The organism is Bacterioplanes sp. CLAM21 (assembly GCF_059641015.1).
Map to the genome: position 1 here is coordinate 563,559 of NZ_CM184929.1, position 20,742 is coordinate 584,300.

Genomic DNA, 20,742 nt, shown 5'->3' on the forward strand with positions numbered 1-20,742 from the left:
CAGGGTGCTCTATCAGAGTTGGGGACGCAGCTGCAGTAAGCGTGAGTTTAGCTCGAGCGGCAAATACTGAGCGAACTCCTCTCGTAAGGCGTTGCTACGATCTCCCAATAAAGCTTCTGGCTGTCGGCATATATGCAGCAAGGTAGTACCTGCTAGCATATCAGACAGCAGTCGCAGTCGAGTACGATGTTGCTGCTCCGCGGCGCTTCCTGGCTGTATCGGTGACTCTAGGCTATGACGACAGAGGTACAACTGGCGTAGACGGGCGTATTGGTTTTGTCGGTCGGCCCATTGGTCGGCGCTGACGTCCCCAGATGCCTGTAGAATAGGAGCACTTTCATCACGCCAAGTACGCATAATTCGTTGTAATGCACCTTCCTGATTATCTTCCAGTGGCAGACTTTGCACTTCGACTACAATGGCGATCAACGACTGAGCAAACTGTCGATCACAGCGAATGACTTCTGCTTGCTGGCAGAAAAGGCTGTAGAGGTCGGCAGCGCCACTAAAGCGCGCGGCGGTTACCAGAGCAGACAGTCTAGCTAACGGCTGTTCCATTGGATTCAACAGTTCACGTAGAGCTTTGCTGTCTTTACGCTTTAGTACCTTGCTAGACGTGACTGATAACTGCTTTAGCGCTTGCCAGTGTTGCCAGGCTTCCAACCCTGATTGGCTATCACCATGCCACAGCGCCAATTCGAGAGAACGCTGCAAGCCGATCGCTGCTTGTTGCAACCACAATTGCAATGCTTGCGCTGTTGAACTGTCGGCTTCGAGGTATAATTCAGCCTGCCAGCTCTTGTGCAGTTGTGCCAAACGGTAGCCTTGTTCGGCTTTGCTAATGTCACTGAGCCACAACGGACAGAGTTCAGATAACTGCTGCGCTAAAGGCCACAATACTGAGCTGTCACCCTCTTTGAGCTCTAGCTCCAACTCACACAAAGGCTGCTGCTGGTCAGCGGCATCAATGCTGCCACAGTCCAATACGATTTCAACTTGGCTACTGTCGATTTGATACAGCCAAACATGGCGCTCGAAGTCGGTGCGGAACACGCGCGCTAGGTCATCGATAGCCAGCGCTTCGGGTAAATGCGGAACCACATCCTCTTGCTGTAACAGTGCTGGATCAAATTGATCTGACGATAGTGGCCAGTTCCATTCACGCCGGTGACGGATGCCCTCTTGCACGGTTCCCAAGGTTTTCAGGGTTTGCTCGAAGCTGCCTGTGCTGGTTTTGCGCACACGCAGAGCACAACATGCCTGGGCTAGATCACTATTAGCGCTATCAAAGTACTGGTTGCTCAGTTGCTGGGTTTGCTGACGTTGAGCATGTTCGTCCAGATAATTGATTAAAGTTGCTACCTGGCCTTCTTCAAGCCGCAGTTTGAGTTCGATTTCTGTTGTCATACCGTTATGGTAAGCCTCTGCAGTCGGGGATGGAATGACAAAAGCATTTGCACAAAATAGCAGGACAGAAAACAATGGGGGGCAAATTGACGGTAACGGCCCGCCCTGTGACTGAACACGCCTCTATTCCACCTTATGTGCACTGGTTTCGCCAGTCATCGCCCTATATCAACGCGCATCGAGATAAAACCTTCGTCATTATGATGGAAGGCGATGCGCTAGCCGACGCGCATTTTACCCATTTGATTCACGATCTGGCACTGTTAAATAGTTTTGGTGTGCGATTGGTGCTGGTGCATGGCGCCCGCCCTCAGATCGATCAGATCTTACAGCGCATGAACATCAGCAGCCATTTTGAGAACGGCATTCGTGTCACCGACGACCAGGCACTAGAAGCGGTAAAGGCCGCTGTTGGTATCGTTAAAGCCGACATCGAATCACGTTTATCACTGGGGTTAGCCAATTCACCTATGCATGGCGCTCGTATTCGAGTGGTGAGCGGAAACTTTGTGGCAGCCAAGCCCATGGGCGTTATTGATGGTGTTGATTTTATGCACACCGGAGAAGTGCGGCGTATTGAGCATCAGGCCATTCGTGACTTGCTTGATCAACGCAATATCGTGCTGCTGTCCTCAACCGGTTATTCACCGGCAGGCGATGTTTTTAACCTGACGGCGGAAGATGTAGCTCTGCATGCGGCTATTCGCTTACAAGCGGACAAACTCATCTTGTTGTCAGCGGAGCAAGGTTTGACCACTGCAACCGGTGAACTATTGCGAGAGCTGACCTGCTTGCAGTTGGAGCAGCGCCTGGAAGAGTTTGAAACGTCACGTCAGCAACTGAGCCGCACAGCGATTCATGCCGTCAGGGAAGGAGTGCCCCGGGTACACCTGATCAGTCACAGCGTTGATGGTGCCTTGCTGCAGGAGCTATTCACCCGCGAAGGCGGCGGCACCATGATCAGCCGTGAACCCTACGACCAATTAAGAGCTGCGCGCACCGAAGATGTGACTGGCATTTTGAATCTGCTGCAGCCGCTGGAAGAAAATGGCACTTTGGTGAAACGTTCGCGAGAACTGCTGGAAACCGAACTGCACCGCTTTTATGTGATCGAACGTGATGGCTTGATTACCGCCTGTGCAGCCTTACACCCTTATTCGGAACAGGACGCTGAGCTGGCTTGTGTGGCTGTGCACAGTGATTACCGAGGCAGTCAGCGAGGTCAGCGATTACTGCAGCAAGTGGCCGATGAGGCCCGAAGACGAGGTTTTGTGCGCCTGTTTGTATTAACCACCCGCACCGCGCACTGGTTTATCGAGCAGGGCTTTGTGCCAGGAGATGTGAGTGCGTTACCGGCCGCGCGCCAGCAGCTGTATAACTATCAGCGCAACTCAAAAGTCTTCTTTTACGCGCTGTGATGGATAGCGTCAATTGTATACAGTTGTTGTCGCCATCTGAATGCAGTAGCGTGCATGGCATCAGCAAAAACAACAATAAGAGTCCGCTATGTTTGAAACTCTGACGCAAATAGGTTTGCCGATTGCTTTGATCATGATCATGACCGGTGTCGGCATGAGTCTCACCGGCGATGATTTTCGACGTGTCGCCAGTGAGCCTAAGGGCTTTTTCCTGGGGGCTGCCTGTCAGATGCTATTGCTGCCGTTGGTGGCCATGTTGCTGATCGCCATTCTTGGACTCAATGGCGAAGTGGCTATTGGCTTGTTTATTCTGGCCCTTTGCCCGGGGGGGGTGACGTCGAATTTGTACACCTATCTGGCTCGAGGCGATGTGGGCTTGTCGGTGTCGCTCACCGCAGTGCTGGGTTTTATCACTCCATTCACTATCCCGGTGCTTGGTTCCTGGGCAATAGATTTTTACAGCCAGGACCCACGTGCATTCGAGCTTCCACTGGTTACGACTTGGCTCAAGCTGATGGTGATTACCGTGGTGCCGGTACTGTTTGGCATGGCTGTGCGGGCCAAATGGCCGAGTGTGGCGCAACGACTGGAGTCGGTCATTAGTGTTTTTTCGATGCTGGTGCTGGCTCTATTGGTGATCAGCATCGCCGTCAACCTCGGTCCTAGGTTGTGGGACTACACCTTGCAGGCAGGTCCGGCAGCGTTGTTACTCAACTTGGTCACTATGGCACTGGGCTACGGCTTAGGTAACTGGTGGCTACAGTGCGAAGCGCAAGCACGTACCATCTGTCTTGAAGTTGGATTGCAAAATGGCACCCTGGCCTTGTTGGTGACCACAGGCTTATTGCAAAGCGCTGAAATGTCGATAGCGCCCAGCATCTACAGCCTGCTTATGTTTGTAACGGCAACCTTATTAACGCTGTTGCTGCGCCGGCGCCCAGCTAACAAATCGTTAGTGTCCATCTGACCTAATTGGATAAATGTAACGGTCGAAATGCGACCTAGTCGGTAGATTTGTCTTTTGTGGTGGCGTTTTCGCGTACGTTCGTAACAAAAAAAAACTATTTGGCGACCTTAGAATCACACCGTTAGGTCCAGTGTTGGGTAAAATCGCGCCTCCTGATTTAGGAGGACTCGCATGCGAACTCGTATCCACACCGCAATAACTTGCGCCGCTTTGGCCGCAAGTGCCGCAACTGCACAAGCAGACGACAGTCTGAATGTGTATGGCTTCGTCAATATTGGTGCTTATTACCTCGATGAGGAAGACATCACCATTGAATCCTATGAAGCTGAAGAGACGCGCTTTTTCGAGCGTGACACTATGGTGGGCTTGCAAGTCAGTAAGCAGATCACCGATGCCACCAGTGCAACTGTGCAGATGACCGCACGGGGTGAAGATGACTTTGCTGTGAAGACCTCTTTAGCCTTTATCAGCCACGCGATTAACGACAGTACCGACTTCCGTTTTGGTCGTTTGCGTATCCCGTTCTTTTATTACTCTGAATTCCTCGATGTGGGCTATGCCTACAACTGGGTACGCCCAACCGGCGATGTATACGGTATTCCTTTTGCGGACTATGACGGTGCTGACTTAGTCAAGCGCTTCAGCTTTGATACCTTCGATGGCCAAGTGCAATTGAACTATGGTCGTCGTGATAAGCCAATTACCTTGTTTGGAGCTGAGTACGACTCTGAGCTGAATAACTTTGCCGGTATTACCTTGAACCTCTATAAGGGGAACTTTGGCTTCCGAGCGGGTGCTCAGCAAACTGAGATGAATATCGACAGCGAGGCTGACCTGGCAACTTTAGGTGCTATCTTGCAAGGCACTCCTCCAGAAGAAGCCATTGCTGCTTTAACTGCTTCTGGTGCTCGTCGAATTGATATTGCGCAAACTGCAGCGGCTGCTTTGACGGCTGGCTCTAGTAAGAGCACACAGGAAGCATTCAACTTCGACGAAAAAGACGCCAACTACTATAACTTGGCGGTGAACTGGGACAATGGTGATTGGAGTGCGATGGCAGAAACCGCCATTATTCGCTTCGAATCCGGTTTGTATGTCGACAACATTGCCTGGTTGGCCAGTGTCGCTAAGCGTTTTGGTCCAACCACGGTACACGCTACCTACTCTAAGTCTCAGGACCAAGTAGACAGTGGTGAGGTGGGTGACATTCAGGAAGCGTTGAAACTGCAGGGTGAAGACGAAAGTTACACTCTGGGCGTGCGCTACGATCTGGATGAAGCGACGGCGCTCAAGTTCGAAGCGACTCACCACAATGAGATTGAAAACCGTGGCGAACCTGGCACCAGCGGTAACCTCTATCGCATGGCCGTGCAACTGGTATTTTAAGGAGCCCTATGATGAAGCGTATTCAAGCTCTCGCCGTGGCGGCTGCCGTGACCTTATCCAGCTCTGTATGGGCGGATGTTGCCGTCATCGTCAACGTCAAGAATCAGAACACTTACACCGGTGTTGATCAGGAATTGGTGCAGCGCATCTACTTGGGCAAAGCCAGTCAGTTCCCTGATGGCACTAAAGCCACGCCGTACGATTTAGAAAAAGGTGATGCCTCAAGGCAGCAGTTTGTTGAGCAAGTGTTGCAAAAAACGCCGTCACAGTTGCATGCTTACTGGTCTCGCCGTATCTTCTCCGGCAAACAACAACCACCTCGCGCTATGGACGATGCCGATGCCATGAAAGCGGCGGTAGCGGCTGACGAAAGTGCCATTGGCTATATCAAGGCCAGCGCGGTTGATGCCAGTGTGGCAGTCCTCTTTACCATTAAGGACTGATGCTCAGCCCTCCGCTTCGACGGGGGGAACCGTGATGTAGAAGGGGTAGATGATGATGCGATGGCTGTACGCTGCGGGTTTATTCTGGGCTCTGATCTCTAGCAGTCAGGCTCAGTTGGTGTTGAACGGCAGTGCCAGCTATCAGCGTCTAAGCCAGGACGTCTATGTCGGCGGCTTGTATTTGCCTCAGGCCAGCGATGATGCTGCCTATATTCGCAGCGCTGGCAATGCTAAGCGCATGCGTTTGGTGGTGGTGGCTAATCGCTGGTCGCCGCGTCGCTGGCAGCAGATGTGGCAGAACAATATCTCAATCAATAATGAAAACATCAGTCAGGCGCCAGACGTTGGCAAGGCACTGATGGATCTCACTCAGCTATTGCGTGAAGATTTGCTCAAGGGCGATGAATTATCCATCGATTATCAGCCTGGAGGCGATACCCGAATTTACCTCAACGGCCAGTTGGCTTTGCGCAGCCGGGGTACCGAGCTGTTTAACTTTCTAGTCAACACCTGGATTGGTCCGTTACCGCCGTCACGTGAATTCCGTGATCGTATGTTAGGCAAGGTCTCCGATGCGCGTAGTCAGCAGCACCGTCAAATCTTAGCGGATCACACTGTGCCACTCGCCCGAGTTAACCTATACAGCGGCTGGGTCGAAAAAGAACTGCAGCAGAAACTCGCTCAGCAGCAAGCGGAGGAAGCTAAGCGCCGTCAGGCTGAAGAAGCAAAACGCATCGAGCAGCAACGTCGTGAGGAAGCTGAACGCAAAGCACGTGAGGAAGCGGCCCGTCAGGCCCAGCTCGAGGCAGAAGCGCAGCGTATAGCACAACAGCAAGCCGAGGCTGAAGCCGCGCGTCAGGCCCAGCAGCAGGCTCAGCCATTGAGCAGTGAGGGCGTTCAAGCGCCAGCGGTCCAGCTAGCGGTTCAGGTGGACCCACAACAACAGCAGCGTTATTTAGCTGCGCTGTTGCAATGGCGCTTGCAAGAAGCGGTTGATGGTGAAGTCACTTATCCCGCTTGGGCACGCCAGTTTGAACAAGAAGGCATGGTACAGATCAGTGTGACGTTGCGACGCAGTGGCGATATTGCCGAAGTTCTGCCGGTTGATAATGGCGCACACAAATTATTAATTAGCGAAGTTCAGCGTGCCCTGCAAGCCGTTGCCGCCAAAGTAGATATCCCTGAGCAATTACACGGGGATTCCTGGTCGCTGCCGGTACGCTACCAGTTCCGGCTGAATGATGACTCTCCTTTAGCCAATCCTAAACCCGTGCCACCAGAGGGAATGCCATCTCAAACGGATGCCAATGCTGAAATGGCCGCTCAACCGGTTTCTTTAGAGCAATATCAGCAGCAGGTTCTAAGTCAGATTCAGCAAGCCATACGCTATCCAAAGGGTGCACAAATATTGAAAAAAACCGGACGAGTGGCCTATCGAGTCACTGTCGGTGCCAACGGTCAGCTGCTATCAAGCACTATTTCAACATCATCTGCCCATCGTGAACTGAATCAGGCAGTGGCAACCGCCATTGAAGCAAGCGCTCCGTTTGCGCCATTCCCTCGCGGCAGTCAGCAATCCCAGTTGGTCATTCAGGTCGAACACGATTTCCGTTTGTAAAAGCAGGTGAGGTGGTTTGACAGAGCCCCCCGGGTATCTGTTACGGTCGGGCTAACTTATGAAAGGATTAATCTTATGTTTGCCCGATCGCTGTCTGTGTCTGCACTTCTACTCGCCGCTCTAATCAGCACTCCATTGCAGGCCGAGGAGCCGGAAAAGGGTGCTGAAGTGGAGACTGCTCAACCACAATTAACAGCGGGTCAGGTACTGCAGCAATTGCAGCAGCAAATTCAGCAGTTGGGTCAGCGCCTGCAGGATATTCAGCAGCAAGCGCTGGAAAAAACACCAGCACTCCAGCAACAGAAAGACGACTTTGCCGCCATGGTAGAAAGCAAAATGGCTGCGTTGGGAGTGGATGCTGAAAAGGCGCGTCAGAAGCTTGAAAGTGTGGCAAAAGAGGCGAAAGAAAACGCCAAAACCTTAACTGACGAACAGCGCCAGAAACTGCAGCAGGAATACACAGAGCAACGAACTGCACTGCAGCAAGCTCAGCAGAAAGTTATGCAAATGGATGAGGTCAAAGAGGCCGGAGAGGCGCTGAGCAAGGCTCTGGTAGACGGCATGAAAAGTGTCGATGACACCAGTGAGCAACTGCTGGCCAAGTTGAATCAGGCCCAGGCTCAGTACCAGAGCATTGTACAGCAGGTGATGCAGCGCCAGGCACAGCAGCAACAGGCAGCGCAACAGCCAGCCGAGCAAGCCTCCAGCGAATAAACCTACCAGGGCAGCGGTTCGACCACCTGATCCCATCGCTGCCGTTGATCGATATCAGCCAGCTCATCCGCTAGGCGCTGGCATTCGCTGAGCGCCTTTAGCCAACGTCGACGGCGTGTGGCGTAATCTGGATAAGCGTAAAAATCCTGCAAATCGGGAATGCGCCCGCCTGGCAAGGTGGCAGCAAACTGCCATGACGGTGTCAGCATAATCGTACGGCGATAATGCTGAGCTGAGGCTTGCCGCCAGGGCAGCTTTTTATCAAACCATCCGGGTTTAGGTGCTCGGGCAAAATAGTGTGGATATAACACTAAGCCTTGGCTGGGCAGAATGGGCAGATCAAATTGGTAATCCGTTATGCCGCCGTCTCGGTAGGTACCCGGCGGTGCGCCAATAATCTGTCTGACGCCGGCGATGGTCAACGGAATTGCTCCTGTGGCCAGTAAAGCTTGCGGCAGGTTTTGTTCCGTCAGGGTCACTCGAAGAGCAGGCAAATGAGGAAAGTGCTGAATAGGCGGTGACTGTGGATGGTGAAACAGAGTTCGTTGCAGCCATGGGCGCATGGCTTTGCGGTTCACCAAGTTGGCGCTCATGGGCGCCAACAGACCCAGTGATTGAAGTAGTTTGCTATCGAATCGAGCCAGGCCGCGACAGCGAGTCGCTAAGGTGTGATAGCGCATAAAAGGGTGCTGCACAATTTGCCGGCAGCCGTCTGTGCCGAGCAAGGTCTGCAACATGATACGACAGCCAGCGGCGACTTCCTGAGCACTGGGCTTAGCAGAATAGTTCTGACTGATGTAGGCTTCGAGAAAACGCTCATGCGCAGCCAGCGGGTCATCCTGTGCAAAACATGCCAAGCGCCAGGCTCCGGCTGATGTACCGAGCAGATGCAAGGGTTGCTCACGTGGTTGGAACCATTCTGACAGCCAATATCTATCCATAGCGGCCAGTGTTAACCACTTTGGACCGCCCGATGCCGCCAGTACCATCGCAATATCACTGGCTTTAAGGCCATGCTGGCGGATATGAGCCAGCGCTTCACTACCGGCAAAAACTTTCAGAGCAGATGTCATGAGCTAACGTAGAGGATCCTAGTGGCAGCTGAGCATGGCCAATGATCCCTGATCAAAGGCTGTTAAACCAGTGCAGATGACTTTTCTAGTCGCGGCATGCTACCGGTGACCAGATATCAAAGCTGTCTTCATCCAATGGGTCTGCGGGCTGATGCAAAAAACAATGTTGGCCTGAGCGAACAAAATAGAGGTTATCGCCCGGCAGAGCCTGGACGCTTGGTTGATGATCAGCGGTGTATCTATTTGTGATGGCTCGCTCTTGTCTCTGTTGTTGCAGCGCTTGGCGCAATCGCGGGTCAAAAATATTGCTCGCTGCGGGCTGTTCGAAATCTAAGTCTTTTGGCAGCTGGCGGTTCAGAGGAGTCTCCGCGTGCGGTGTTATTGGCTCTGGTTGGTGGCTTACAATAGGCTGCTGCTGGGGAACACTTGCTGGCTGAGGCTCGGGCGCTTGCTCAATACTCGGTTCAGCGATTGCTTGGCTGGCTGTAGCAACGCTTTCGGCCGTCGTAGCTTGTAGGATTAACTGCAGCGTTGGCCGAGCTGTGTTGCTCGGTTTCTCCAGCGCTGGCCAGTAAAAGAAGATAATAGCGTGTGCCGCCAGTGAGCAGCACAGCGCCAATTGCAAGCGTTGCACCAAGCATCCTTATCGAGTGCGATCAGCCTGCTTAGAGGACGGCGTGCCTATAGAGTTCAACGCCTAGAGTTCAACGCCTCTGATAGACCACAAAACTGTAGTCATAAGGATTAGGGCCCTCGGCGGCGAAATCTTCGCGGGCGACAGCCTGCCATTGTTGCTGGTCAAACTCAGGAAAGAAGGCGTCACCTTCAACCTCGGCATGTACCTCGGTAATGTACATGCGATCGACTAAGGGCAACGCTAAGCGATAGATTTCTTCCCCGCCAATAATCATGGCCTCGCTTTGGCCATTGACGATCAATATCTGCTCAGCCAGCTGCTGTGCGGCCTCCAGGCTGTCGACAACGCGCACGCTGTCGTTTTGATTAGCGGGCTGATAATCGCTTTGACGGGTAATGATGATATTGGTCCGACCTGGCAGTGGTTTGCCAATGCTGTCGTAGGTTTTGCGTCCCATTATGATGGGCTTGCCGAGCGTCGCTTGCTTAAAGTACTTCAGATCGTTGGGCAGATACCAAGGTAATTTGTTGTCTCGACCTATGGTGTGATTACGGGCTTTGGCAACGATCAAGGCAAGGGACACAGCGACTCCAATGGCAGGCTATAAAAACAGGTGCCCATGATAGCGCTAGCGACAGCGCGCTACCAAGCTTGGAATATCTGTAGCCGCCACCGGGCGAGCAAAGTGGAAGCCCTGATATTGATCGCAACCCAGCAGGCGAAGGATTTCCAGTACTTCAACATCTTCAACACCCTCTGCTATCACTTTTAATCCTAGATTGTGGGCCAGATTAATGATGGAGTGGGCGATGGCCGCGTCGTCGGCGTTATCGACAATGTCTTTGACGAACATGCGATCGATCTTTAATACGTCGATGGGTAGGTTTTTCAAATAGGCTAGGGATGAGTAGCCGGTGCCGAAATCGTCGATGGCCACGCCAATGCCTAAGTCACGAAGCCGCGACAGCAGCTCAGCATTTTGCTCGACACTGCTCATCAACATGCTTTCGGTAATTTCCAACATCAAGTTTTGCGGCGGCAGTTTGCTATCCGCCAAGGTGTTGCGAACAATCTGCTCAAGGTTGTTCTGGCGAAACTGACGCGGTGACAGGTTTACAGATACCTTGCTGCTTGCCGGCACTATGCCTTGGCTTAGCCACTGCTGATACTGACGACAGGCGCTCAGTAACGCCCATTCACCAAAGGCTTCGATCAAGCCTGTATCTTCCAGCACCGGAATAAAAACCGCAGGAGGCACGCTGCCCAAACTGTTGTGCTGCCAGCGCATTAAGGCTTCGACGCCAGCGAAGCTATGCTGCTCTATATTGATTTGCGGCTGGTAGGCCAGAAACAGTTCATCGCGCTCTAACGCGTGATGCAGTGAACTTTCCAAGCCCGCTCGAACACTGGTAATGGGCGAAGGCTGCTCTTCATACAGCTGGCTAAGCTGACGGCCTTGCTGCTTCGCTTGGTGCAAAGCCAGCTCAGCGCGCCTGACCAGTTGGCCGGCGTCAAATCCGACCCGAGTGGCCAGCTCCATGCCGATGCTGGCACTGACAAACACTTCTTCCTGACCCAGCTCTATGGCTTGATTAATGCGACTGCGCAGCTTCTCTGCCACTTGCTGTGCCAGCTGAGTATCTGCAATGTTGTCTAATAACACGGCAAAACTATTGCCCGCCAGTCGGGCTAAGGTGTCGGCCCGACGTACGCATTGCTGCAGACGTTGGGCAACCACCTTCAGTACTTCGTCGCCGCCTTGATGACCAAAGATTTCGTTAACCACCCGAAAACGATCAAGATCGATAAACAGCAGTACCAGGCCACGTTGACGGCGTTGACACTGGGCCAGGCTGTAATCAAGACGATCTTGAAATAGAGTGCGATTGGCCAATCCGGTCAAACAGTCGTAGTGGGAGCTGCGTTGCAGCTGCAATTCATATTGCTTGCGGGCACTGGCTAACGCCAGCGAATCGTCCAGTTGCCAGCCACTATTTGGCGCTACCACCACTTCCTGAACGCCTAAATCGATTAGCTCAACGGCAGTGTCGGCACCACATGGCTGTTGTAAAAGTACCAGCACCGGCGCCTCTGGCAGCGTCAGTTGCAGGCGCTCGAGCACATCGCGTAGGCGTTCATCAAAGCCATTGGCCGCCAGCGCCAGGGCGCCGTTTTGCTGACTAAGCCAGGCACTGCTCAGGTCGGAAAAGGTATTACAACGCGACAACAGGGTGTCGCCTTGGGCGCAGGATTGCCAGAAGTCGTAGGCACTGTCGTCTAAGGCCAAACAGAACAACATGGTCTGCTGACATGACAGCGGGCTGGTTTGCATGGTCATAGTGGCAACCGCGACAGAGATGCCTTCAGTATAGTCAGCCGCGGTTAAGGGCGCCGACGGTTGCCGGTCGGCGCTAGGATTGGCAGGTTAGATGGCCACCGGAGCCTTAATATGCGGGTGGCTTTGGTAACCTTCAATGACAAAGTCGTCAAACTGGTAGTCGAAGATGGATTCCGGTTTGCGCTGAATAACCAGTTGCGGCAATGGCAGCGGCTCTCGCGTCAGTTGCAAATCGGCCTGCTCTAAATGGTTAGCATAAAGATGCACATCACCGCCGGTCCAAACAAAGTCACCGACCTCTAGTTCACACTGCTGCGCCATCATATGTACCAGCAGGGCGTAGCTAGCAATATTAAAGGGCACGCCCAAAAACACATCGGCACTGCGCTGATACAACTGACACGACAGCTTGCCGTCAGCGACGTAGAACTGGAAAAAGGCGTGGCAGGGCGGCAGGGCCATATTGTCGATTTCGCCGACATTCCAAGCACTGACGATCAAGCGACGTGAATCCGGATTATTACGAATTTGTTCGACCAACTGGCTGATCTGATCAATTTGGCGGCCATCGGCAGCTGGCCAGCTGCGCCACTGGGAACCATAGACTGGCCCTAAGTTGCCGTTGTCATCGGCCCATTCATCCCAGATAGAGACGCCATTGTCTTTTAGGTAGGCGATATTGGTGTCGCCACTTAAAAACCACAGCAACTCGTGAATAATGGAGCGCAAATGTAGCTTCTTAGTAGTGACCAGCGGGAAGCCCTGGCTCAAGTCAAAGCGCATCTGATAGCCAAAGCAACTGTAAGTGCCGGTACCGGTGCGGTCTTGTTTGAAGACACCCTGTTGGCGCACATGGCGCATCATATCGAGATATTGTTGCATGGTTATTTACACACTCTGGGGATGACGGCGATAAGCCCAGACCATCAGCAAAATGCCGGCGACAATCATCGGCAGGCTTAACAGCTGGCCTCGGCTCATCCAGCCAAACAGATCAAAGCCGATGTGCGCATCGGGCTCGCGGAAGAATTCGGCAATGGTACGGAAAATCCCGTAGCCAATCAAAAAAGCGGCACCCACGGCCATTCGCGGGCGCGGTTTGCTGGAGTACCACCACAGTACGATAAACAGCAGCAAGCCTTCTAATCCGGCTTGGTACAACTGTGATGGGTGGCGAGCTAACTCATCGGCCCGTGGGAATACCATGGCCCATGGTACCAGCTCCGGATCGGCCGCACGGCCCCACAGCTCACCACCAATAAAGTTACCAATACGACCAAACATCAGACCCACTGGCACCAAGGGTGCGACATAGTCGCCGACATCAAAGAAGTTCTTCTGATATTTGCGCGAGAACAGGCCCACGGCAATCAGTACGCCCAATAGCCCACCATGAAATGACATGCCACCTTCCCATACTCGTAGCAGCCAGATGGGGTCCTGTAAGAACTGGGAAAAGTTATAAAACATCACGTAGCCAAAGCGGCCGCCGAGAATGACCCCCATGGCACCGTAGAAGATTAAGTCGCTGACTTGTTCTGCATTCCAGTTTGATCCTGGCTGACGAGCCCGATAATTGGCCAGCCACCAAGCCGTTGCAAAAGCCAGCAGGTACATCAAGCCATACCAGTGGATTTGCAGCGGCCCGATTGCGATGGCAACCGGGTCGATGTCAGGGTATTTCAACATGCTCTAGTCCTTGTTGGAGAGATAAGTGCCAGTGTCAGTGGCAACGGTGACAATTGAGAGTACATAGCCAGCTTTGGGTTCAACTCAGCAAAAAGCGCAGCCCGACGACCAGCAGCAATAAAGCAAAGCCTTTTTTGAGTTTTTGCTGGTCGAGGCGGTGCGCTAGCTTGGCACCGACCTTGGCCATGGGCACGCTGGTCAGTACGATGCCAATAATGGCGGGCCAGTACAAAAAACCGCTGCTCCAGCTCGGCAGTAATGGGTTGTTCCAGCCGGCCCAGATATTGCTCAGTGCACCTGTTAAGGCAATGGGCAAGCCACAAGCGGCCGAGGTAGCAACGGCCTGACGCATCGGTAGTTGCATCCAGCTAAGGTAGGGCACGGTGAAGGTACCGCCACCGATACCAAACCAAGAAGATCCAAAACCAATAATGCTACCAGCCCCTAGCAAAGCGGGTTGGCCAGGTACTTTGCCATCGCGTGAGGGGTTTAAATCGAAGAACATCTTGGCGGATAGCAGCAGCGCAAAGATGCCGATGATGTTTTGCAATACCGGCCCTGGCACCTTGGTGATCAGGGCGACACCCAACACGGTGCCAACTATGATGCCAGCGCTCAGCTGCATCACTAATGGCCATTGCACGGCACCGTTTCTGTGGTGTTCTAACACCGAACTGATGGAGGTGAATACAATGGTGGCCAGGGATGTGGCGACGGCCATATGAGTGAGCACATCGGCACTGAGCTGTTGCGCTTCAAAGGTAAATACCAGCACTGGCACTATTACCATGCCGCCACCAATACCAAACAGGCCAGCCAGTAACCCGGCTAGGGCGCCGACCGCGAGAAACAGCAAAAAAATCATCATAGATCCGTGCGCCGGGAATTCAGGAGGCGACATTATGCCCACGGATGGCGGCTGCGCCAAACCAGATCAGCTAGCGGTCGGAGTTAGCAAGCGCACGCGTACGGCATCGGCTTCAATTAGCTCAAACACCTGCGGCCGTATGTGCTCAATCCACCAATCGTTGTAAACCTGTTCAAATAGCTGCAGTCGATGAGCTTCATCGCGGTAACGACGTTGCCAAATAAACCAGTCCTGGCCTTGCTCATCTTGCCAGTGGCTAGTGAAGACGACATTCATACCTTGCTGACGCTGGTACGGCAGTATGGTGCCCTTCATTAGGTGCAAAAAGGCCGTTAGCTTGCCGGGTTTGATTTGATACTCACGCAATTCAAGTAGGTCGGTCATGCCATGGCTCAATGACTGTAATAAGGGACGAGTTAGTTGCGGGTACGAACGATTTTGGTCACGCCATGAACATGGCGCAGGCGACGAATGGCGCGGGCTAGATGATTGCGGCCCTGAATGCTGATGGTCATATGGGCGACGCTCAATCGTGCATCGCGTTCCTGTACGGAGAAGCTATCCAGGCTGGCGTCGGCCTGGTTCACAGCGCTGGCCAGCTCAACCACGGCACCGCGGCGGTTTTCCATATACACCTTGAGGTTGACGGAAAACTCGGTGGTGATGTCTTTATCCCAACTCAGAATGACGCACTTCTCTGGGTTATCACGATATTCTTCAACATTGCGGCAATGTTCGGTATGAATCACCAAGCCGCGCCCCGAGCTGGCGTGGCCAACAATAGGGTCGCCAGGAATTGGGCTACAACATTTGGCGAAGCTCACCACCAGCCCTTCGGTGCCTTTAATCGCCAGCGGTGATTGCTCAAATGCGCCTAGATCGACATCGGAATCGCGGTTGGCGACCAGCAACCGTCGTGCCATCAGAGGTGCCATTCGGTTGCCAGAACCAATGTCTTCCAGCAGATCATCAAGGCAGCTCATGCCGGTTTCTTGCAGCAATTGCTCAACATGATGGGTATCAATGTCATCCATCGATTTGCCCAAACTGCTGAGGGCTTTGCTGAGCAAGCGTTCACCCAAAGAGACGGATTCACTTCGACGCTGATTCTTCAGGTAGCTGCGAATATTGGAGCGGGCTTTTCCAGTAACAACAAAATTGAGCCAAGCCGGGTTGGGCTGCGAGTTAGGTGCGGTAACGATTTGCACCGTTTGGCCGTTTTGCAGCTTGGCACTTAATGGCGCCAGCTGGCGATTGATGCGGCAGGCGATACAGCGATTGCCGACATCGGTATGCACGGCATAGGCAAAATCGATGGGGGTGGAGCCTGCTGGCAGTGCCAGAATTTTGCCTTTGGGGGTGAACACGTAAATTTCGTCGGGGAATAGATCGACTTTAACGTGCTCAACAAATTCCATTGGGCTGCCGGCACTTTTTTGCAGTTCAAGCAGGTTTTGCACCCACTGACGGGCACGCTGGCTGCCATTGGCCGGATCAACATCAGATTTATACAGCCAATGCGCGGCGATGCCATGATTGGCCATGGCGTCCATTTCTTCGGTACGGATTTGAATCTCTACCGGCAGACCGGCTATGCCAATCAAGGTGGTATGCAGTGACTGATATCCATTGGCTTTGGGAATGGCAATATAGTCTTTAAAACGCCCAGGAATTGGCTTGTACAAGGAGTGCATGGCGCCCAGCAGGCGATAACAGTCGTCGGCAGATTCGGTAATCAGACGAAAGCCATACACATCCATAATATCGGCCAACGGTTTGCGCTGATCACGCATCTTGCAGTAGATACTGTACAGATGCTTTTCGCGGCCAACGATGCGTGCTTGCACTCCGACTTCATTTAACCGGTTGCGGATGGCGGTGGAAATGGTATCGACCATTTCTTTGCGGTGTCCGCGGGCGGCTTTGACCGCCTTGCGAATCATATTGGAACGCATCGGATAAATGGCTTCGAAGCACAGCTCTTCCATTTCTACCCGAACGTCATTAAGCCCCAGGCGATTGGCAATCGGGGCGTAGATATCCAGGGTTTCGCGGGCAATGCGACGGCGCTTCTCTGGCTTCAATGAGCCCAGGGTGCGCAAGTTGTGTAAGCGGTCGGCCAGCTTAACTAGAATCACCCGGATGTCTTTGGCCATCGCCATGGCCATCTTTTGAAAATTTTCAGCCTGTTGCTGTTCTTTATTTTCAAAATGGATGTGGGTGAGTTTGGATACACCGTCTACCAGCTCGGTCACCACGTCACCAAACTGAGTGGCGAGGGCGGCTTTAGGTATGCCAGTGTCTTCAATCACATCATGCAACATGGCTGCCATCAGACTTTGATGGTCGAGATGCATGTTGGCCAGGATGTTGGCAACCGCCAACGGGTGAATAATATAAGGTTCGCCACTGCGGCGGCGTTGCCCTTCGTGAGCTTGCTCGGCGTAATAATACGCACGACTGACCTGTTTGATCTGAACAGGTGTCAGATACTGGGTCAGTCGCTCAGCCAGGGCATCAATGGTGGGCACAAACAGATCGCCTTACAGGCTGTTATTGCGCTCAGCTTCTTCATGAGCGGCCATGCTGGCTGGTGTCACCAGGTCATCAGCAATCTCACGCAGTGCCAGCACAGTTGGCTTATCGTTTTCAACAGGAACCAGAGGTTCAGCGCCTTGAACAGCGATCTGACGCGCACGCTTGGTGGCCAGCATGATCAGTTCAAAGCGGTTTTCTACGTTGTTCAGGCAGTCTTCAACAGTAACGCGGGCCATAGTTATCCTGTTTTTCAGTCGAATTCGAAGTGACCTAATAGTTTATCTGAAATCGGTCTGAAAGGAAGCCTTTTGATTACATATTGTTCAGTGTTAATGCTGCCTTTCTTTAATCATTGAGCAATGCTTGCAGTATATCGGCATGACGCTGGCTTTGGGCTTCTAACCGGTGTCGACGGGCGATCACGATGGCGCGCAGCTCCTGTAGTGCATTATCGAAGTCGTCGTTTATGATGAGATAGTCATATTCGCCGTAGTGGCTCATCTCGCTGCGTGCGTCTTTCATGCGTCGCTCAATGGTGTCTGCGTCATCCTGTCCGCGTTGGCTGAGGCGCTGCTGTAGTGCCTCAATCGACGGTGGAGCAATAAAAACGCTGATGGTTTCTGGCATTAAACGGCGTACTTGCTGGGCACCTTGCCAGTCGATTTCGAGAATAACGTCACGACCTGCTGCTAGTTCGCTTTCCACCCATTGCTGAGATGTGCCGTAATAGTTATCAAACACTTGGGCGTGCTCGAGAAAAGCGCCTTCACCAATAAGCTGCTCAAAGGCCTCTTTGCTTGCAAAGTGATAGTCCTGGCCATCGGTTTCTCCGGGGCGTGGTGCGCGGGTGGTGTGAGACACGGATACGCCAATATGAGAAGTGCTATCTAACAGGGCTTTTACTAGGCTGGTTTTGCCGGCTCCGGATGGTGCGGAGAACACATATAACGTACCAATCATGACAACCTCTCAGGTTCAAATGTGTAAAAGCTATTCAGTATATAAAAGCCCAAGACAAAGCTCACGGAGAAGTCGATGAAGGTGATGCTGGTCATTTTTTTTCTGCTGGTATGGTGGGGATGGCCCGCTAAAGAGCGCCAGCATCCTGCTGGACAAATTGCCCCTCAACCGCCTCTGCAATTCCCTGCGCGAAATGTCGGCACATTGCAGCATGGTGACTATCGCCTGACACCATTGGCGGGCTTTGATATCACAGCGCGAGTGCTGGCAAAAGAAGACTATTACCTAGGCAGGGAATCTGACCTGTCACCGACCGATTTGGCTTTGGGATGGAGCATCATGTCGGATAGCCAAATCCTTAAGGGGATTGAAATTTCTCAAAGTGGTCGTTGGTATCGTTGGCGCACTGAGCAGTTGCCCGCCCCGCAGCGTGATATTGAACGCTCAAGCGCCAATATGCATATCATCCCTGCCGATGATGATGTCGTTCGGCAATTAAAAAGCGTCACCCAAGGTGACCTGGTGAAAATAGAAGGCTATTTGGTGCGAGTGGATGCTGCAGATGGTTGGCGCTGGGTCAGTTCTTTAACTCGTGATGATGTTGGACAAGGTGCTTGCGAACTGATTTACGCAAGGCAGCTAACTATTTTGACTCCCTAATTTAGACTTTCTACGTACAGCTACTGGTGATCTGAATCCTTGTCAGAGAAGGTAAGCACGTTGCTGTATTGACATCGCTATCGATAAACTAGTCGTCCGGAATAAGCTTGAACATAACGAGAGGGATTGTATGAAAAGCGCGATGAAAGTTCTGTTGGCGTTGACTGTGGCGGGGTCTAGCCTGGTCGCCAATGCTGATATCGAAGATGCCATTGAATACCGTCAAAGCATCTTTACCGCCGTTAAGTGGCAGTTTGGCCCGATGGGCGATATGGTCAAAGGCAAAAAAGATTTTGATGCGACTGAATTTAAACAGCGTGCTACCCACTTAGCTGCGCTCAGCCATATGCCTTGGGAAGCCTTTGTTGACGGTAGTTATCAAAATGATGAAGACACGTCAGCATTGCCTGCCATCGGCACCGACTGGAGCACCTTCACCAAGGCCATGGAAGCCTTTCAAAGCTCAGCACAAGGTCTAAAAAAAGCGTCTGAAAGCGGTGACATGGCCACTATTAAACCGGCCTTTATTCAGGTCGCTCGTAGCTGCAAAGGCTGCCATGATCAATTCAAAGATTGATCAAGGCCCATACCGAGGTGGCGGCTATGGCTGCCACCAATAATCCTTTGAACCAAGGCGTTGACTGAGTTTGATGGTCGGTGCTGCCAGGCTTGCGGCCATGCACCATGGCCTGAATAAGGGGCTCTTTTTTCCCCCATTGATGAACAATAACGCCTAAAAGGTGCAAGCCTATGGCGGCCAATAGCACATCAAACAGAGTTTTATGCCAGCGGGTTATCTCGACGCTCAAGTCATAGTTGATCAAGTGCACCAGTGGCCCTTCAGTAAAGATTTCATCATTGGCAAATAGCCCTGTGCCAGCCTGCAACAAGCACAGCAACAATAATAACACCACCATCCAGCCACCTAGCGGATTATGGCCGTGATAAGTGCGAGATTTATTGTGAACCAATTCCTTGGTGTACTTGAAAACCTGTTTTGGAAACTGAATAAACTGACTAAAGCGTGCGAAAGCTGGACCGCTAAATCCCCATATAAAACGAAACAGTATCAACCCCAACACGGTGTAGCCACTGCGCATATGCCACTCCATCCATTCCCCTCCTTGTTCAGCTGACCACCAGGCGAAGCCTATGCTGAAAACAAGTAGCCAGTGAAACAGGCGGATAAACACATCCCATACGAGAGATGAAGTCCGTTTATTCATGCAAGGTGCTCTTGGTTGGGTTCGAAGGAGTGCGTGGCGTTGATGGAAATGGTCTACAGCTAAACGCTAGTAACATAACAATTTGGCTTTAATAGTGCCAGTATCTTGCCAGAGCTTAATAGACCTAAAATAAGGGGCATCTCTAATCGATGCTCATGTTGGTGTGGTCAGGATTAATGGCTGACCATGAATGCTTGGGAGGAATAGGGAAGCACGTTAGCCTCCCTGTTGGTAAACCTAATCATGCGCTACTGATATATGTTGCTTAGGCAGCGTCAAACTAGCGGTATAATCGTTGCGGGCAGAAAGGATCATTTTATGTTTTCCGCTGTTGGTTATTATGAATAAAATATTATGATGGTTTTTACCCTCAGAAAACGCTGTAAACCGGACATCGATATGCTCAAAGGTTTTTGGTACTTGGCTAAGTGTGAAAGAAGCCGTACTTTCGTGTCCACCCAGCTTAATCGTTTTAACAGTCATGCTTGATTGTTTGCCATCAAAGTTGATGACGAGATTGTCCTGTAAATACTTGGCTATTTTATTTTTAAACTGGGAGCTCCATTGTTCTTTATCTAGGTTGTCTTTGGTTGATCCATTGTGCTGCGATTGATAATGGTGAAGCGTTGCCTGAGCAATGGATGCTGTTAGCACCCAGTTATCTCCCTGTTGGGTTAAGCGGAAAAAGGACATATGTCCACTATGAGCCTGGCCACGGATTGGAAGTAATGCCGAAATAAATGCAGTGAAAACTAAAATTAGTACGGGGTTTATTTTGAACTTAATATGCTCTGTCATGG

Annotated in this window: 22 protein-coding genes; 8 read left to right on the forward strand and 14 right to left on the reverse strand. The window is 52.1% G+C overall.

The features are described 5' to 3' along the window. Nucleotides 1-12: 12 nt before the first annotated feature. Nucleotides 13-1,407: a CYTH domain-containing protein gene (locus tag AC55FS_RS02685; protein WP_496934525.1), complete on the reverse strand. Its 1,395-nt coding sequence runs from the start codon at nucleotides 1,405-1,407 to the stop codon at nucleotides 13-15. 74 nt (nucleotides 1,408-1,481) lie between these two features. On the opposite strand from AC55FS_RS02685, the gene argA reads away from it, so the two are divergent. The 6 genes from argA to AC55FS_RS02715 all read left to right on the forward strand — a co-directional run bounded on the left by argA (nucleotide 1,482) and on the right by AC55FS_RS02715 (nucleotide 7,953). Further along, complete coding sequence (gene argA / locus AC55FS_RS02690) at nucleotides 1,482-2,825, forward strand: amino-acid N-acetyltransferase (protein ID WP_496934526.1); 1,344 nt, start codon at nucleotides 1,482-1,484, stop codon at nucleotides 2,823-2,825. 88 nt (nucleotides 2,826-2,913) lie between these two features. Then, nucleotides 2,914-3,792, forward strand: coding sequence for a bile acid:sodium symporter family protein (locus tag AC55FS_RS02695; RefSeq protein ID WP_496934527.1), 879 nt, complete (start codon nucleotides 2,914-2,916; stop codon nucleotides 3,790-3,792). Between the two features lie 171 nt (nucleotides 3,793-3,963). After that, nucleotides 3,964-5,178 carry a porin gene (locus AC55FS_RS02700; protein WP_496934528.1) on the forward strand — a complete coding sequence of 405 codons (1,215 nt, stop codon included), beginning with the start codon at nucleotides 3,964-3,966 and terminating at the stop codon, nucleotides 5,176-5,178. An 8-nt stretch (nucleotides 5,179-5,186) separates the two neighbouring features. Next, nucleotides 5,187-5,621, forward strand: a complete 435-nt coding sequence (locus tag AC55FS_RS02705) for a phosphate ABC transporter substrate-binding protein (protein WP_496934529.1) — start codon at nucleotides 5,187-5,189, stop codon at nucleotides 5,619-5,621. Between the two features lie 49 nt (nucleotides 5,622-5,670). Beyond that, nucleotides 5,671-7,239, forward strand: a complete 1,569-nt coding sequence (locus AC55FS_RS02710; RefSeq protein ID WP_496934530.1) for a TonB family protein — start codon at nucleotides 5,671-5,673, stop codon at nucleotides 7,237-7,239. Between the two features lie 75 nt (nucleotides 7,240-7,314). Continuing rightward, complete coding sequence (locus tag AC55FS_RS02715; protein ID WP_496934531.1) at nucleotides 7,315-7,953, forward strand: hypothetical protein; 639 nt, start codon at nucleotides 7,315-7,317, stop codon at nucleotides 7,951-7,953. 2 nt (nucleotides 7,954-7,955) lie between these two features. On the opposite strand, the gene AC55FS_RS02720 is transcribed toward AC55FS_RS02715, so the two are convergent. The 11 genes from AC55FS_RS02720 to gmk all read right to left on the reverse strand — a co-directional run bounded on the left by AC55FS_RS02720 (nucleotide 7,956) and on the right by gmk (nucleotide 18,056). Beyond that, nucleotides 7,956-9,026: a patatin-like phospholipase family protein gene (locus AC55FS_RS02720; protein WP_496934532.1), complete on the reverse strand. Its 1,071-nt coding sequence runs from the start codon at nucleotides 9,024-9,026 to the stop codon at nucleotides 7,956-7,958. 85 nt (nucleotides 9,027-9,111) lie between these two features. Continuing rightward, on the reverse strand, nucleotides 9,112-9,660 hold the full coding sequence (locus tag AC55FS_RS02725; RefSeq protein WP_496934533.1) for a hypothetical protein: 549 nt from the start codon (nucleotides 9,658-9,660) through the stop codon (nucleotides 9,112-9,114). A gap of 70 nt (nucleotides 9,661-9,730) precedes the next feature. Further along, the gene (locus AC55FS_RS02730; RefSeq protein ID WP_496934534.1) at nucleotides 9,731-10,246 is read right to left on the reverse strand and encodes a dihydrofolate reductase; all 516 of its coding nucleotides are present in this window, start codon (nucleotides 10,244-10,246) and stop codon (nucleotides 9,731-9,733) included. Nucleotides 10,247-10,291: 45 nt separating this feature from the next. Further along, nucleotides 10,292-12,001, reverse strand: a complete 1,710-nt coding sequence (locus tag AC55FS_RS02735) for a putative bifunctional diguanylate cyclase/phosphodiesterase (protein WP_496934535.1) — start codon at nucleotides 11,999-12,001, stop codon at nucleotides 10,292-10,294. Between the two features lie 87 nt (nucleotides 12,002-12,088). Beyond that, nucleotides 12,089-12,883, reverse strand: coding sequence for a thymidylate synthase (gene thyA / locus AC55FS_RS02740; protein WP_496934536.1), 795 nt, complete (start codon nucleotides 12,881-12,883; stop codon nucleotides 12,089-12,091). Between the two features lie 6 nt (nucleotides 12,884-12,889). Beyond that, entirely contained in the window at nucleotides 12,890-13,690 is an 801-nt protein-coding gene (gene lgt, locus AC55FS_RS02745; RefSeq protein WP_496934537.1) for a prolipoprotein diacylglyceryl transferase, read from the reverse strand. A gap of 79 nt (nucleotides 13,691-13,769) precedes the next feature. Continuing rightward, on the reverse strand, nucleotides 13,770-14,558 hold the full coding sequence (locus tag AC55FS_RS02750; RefSeq protein ID WP_496934538.1) for a sulfite exporter TauE/SafE family protein: 789 nt from the start codon (nucleotides 14,556-14,558) through the stop codon (nucleotides 13,770-13,772). A 66-nt stretch (nucleotides 14,559-14,624) separates the two neighbouring features. Next, nucleotides 14,625-14,942: an NIPSNAP family protein gene (locus AC55FS_RS02755; RefSeq protein WP_496934539.1), complete on the reverse strand. Its 318-nt coding sequence runs from the start codon at nucleotides 14,940-14,942 to the stop codon at nucleotides 14,625-14,627. 32 nt (nucleotides 14,943-14,974) lie between these two features. Further along, complete coding sequence (spoT, locus tag AC55FS_RS02760; RefSeq protein ID WP_496934540.1) at nucleotides 14,975-17,089, reverse strand: bifunctional GTP diphosphokinase/guanosine-3',5'-bis pyrophosphate 3'-pyrophosphohydrolase; 2,115 nt, start codon at nucleotides 17,087-17,089, stop codon at nucleotides 14,975-14,977. A 12-nt stretch (nucleotides 17,090-17,101) separates the two neighbouring features. Then, the gene (gene rpoZ, locus AC55FS_RS02765) at nucleotides 17,102-17,332 is read right to left on the reverse strand and encodes a DNA-directed RNA polymerase subunit omega (RefSeq protein WP_496934541.1); all 231 of its coding nucleotides are present in this window, start codon (nucleotides 17,330-17,332) and stop codon (nucleotides 17,102-17,104) included. A 109-nt stretch (nucleotides 17,333-17,441) separates the two neighbouring features. Continuing rightward, on the reverse strand, nucleotides 17,442-18,056 hold the full coding sequence (gmk, locus tag AC55FS_RS02770) for a guanylate kinase (protein WP_496934542.1): 615 nt from the start codon (nucleotides 18,054-18,056) through the stop codon (nucleotides 17,442-17,444). A gap of 75 nt (nucleotides 18,057-18,131) precedes the next feature. Between gmk and AC55FS_RS02775 the strand changes: the two genes are divergently transcribed. After that, nucleotides 18,132-18,716, forward strand: coding sequence for a hypothetical protein (locus tag AC55FS_RS02775; protein ID WP_496934543.1), 585 nt, complete (start codon nucleotides 18,132-18,134; stop codon nucleotides 18,714-18,716). A 130-nt stretch (nucleotides 18,717-18,846) separates the two neighbouring features. Further along, nucleotides 18,847-19,293 carry a c-type cytochrome gene (locus AC55FS_RS02780; RefSeq protein WP_496934544.1) on the forward strand — a complete coding sequence of 149 codons (447 nt, stop codon included), beginning with the start codon at nucleotides 18,847-18,849 and terminating at the stop codon, nucleotides 19,291-19,293. Here the strand turns inward: AC55FS_RS02780 and AC55FS_RS02785 are convergent. Both AC55FS_RS02785 and AC55FS_RS02790 read right to left on the reverse strand, forming a co-directional pair. Beyond that, nucleotides 19,283-19,942: a cytochrome b/b6 domain-containing protein gene (locus AC55FS_RS02785; protein WP_496934545.1), complete on the reverse strand. Its 660-nt coding sequence runs from the start codon at nucleotides 19,940-19,942 to the stop codon at nucleotides 19,283-19,285. The two genes, AC55FS_RS02780 and AC55FS_RS02785, sit on opposite strands and share 11 nt — an antisense overlap. A 237-nt stretch (nucleotides 19,943-20,179) precedes the next feature. Next, the gene (locus AC55FS_RS02790; protein ID WP_496934546.1) at nucleotides 20,180-20,740 is read right to left on the reverse strand and encodes a hypothetical protein; all 561 of its coding nucleotides are present in this window, start codon (nucleotides 20,738-20,740) and stop codon (nucleotides 20,180-20,182) included. Nucleotides 20,741-20,742 lie beyond the last annotated feature (2 nt).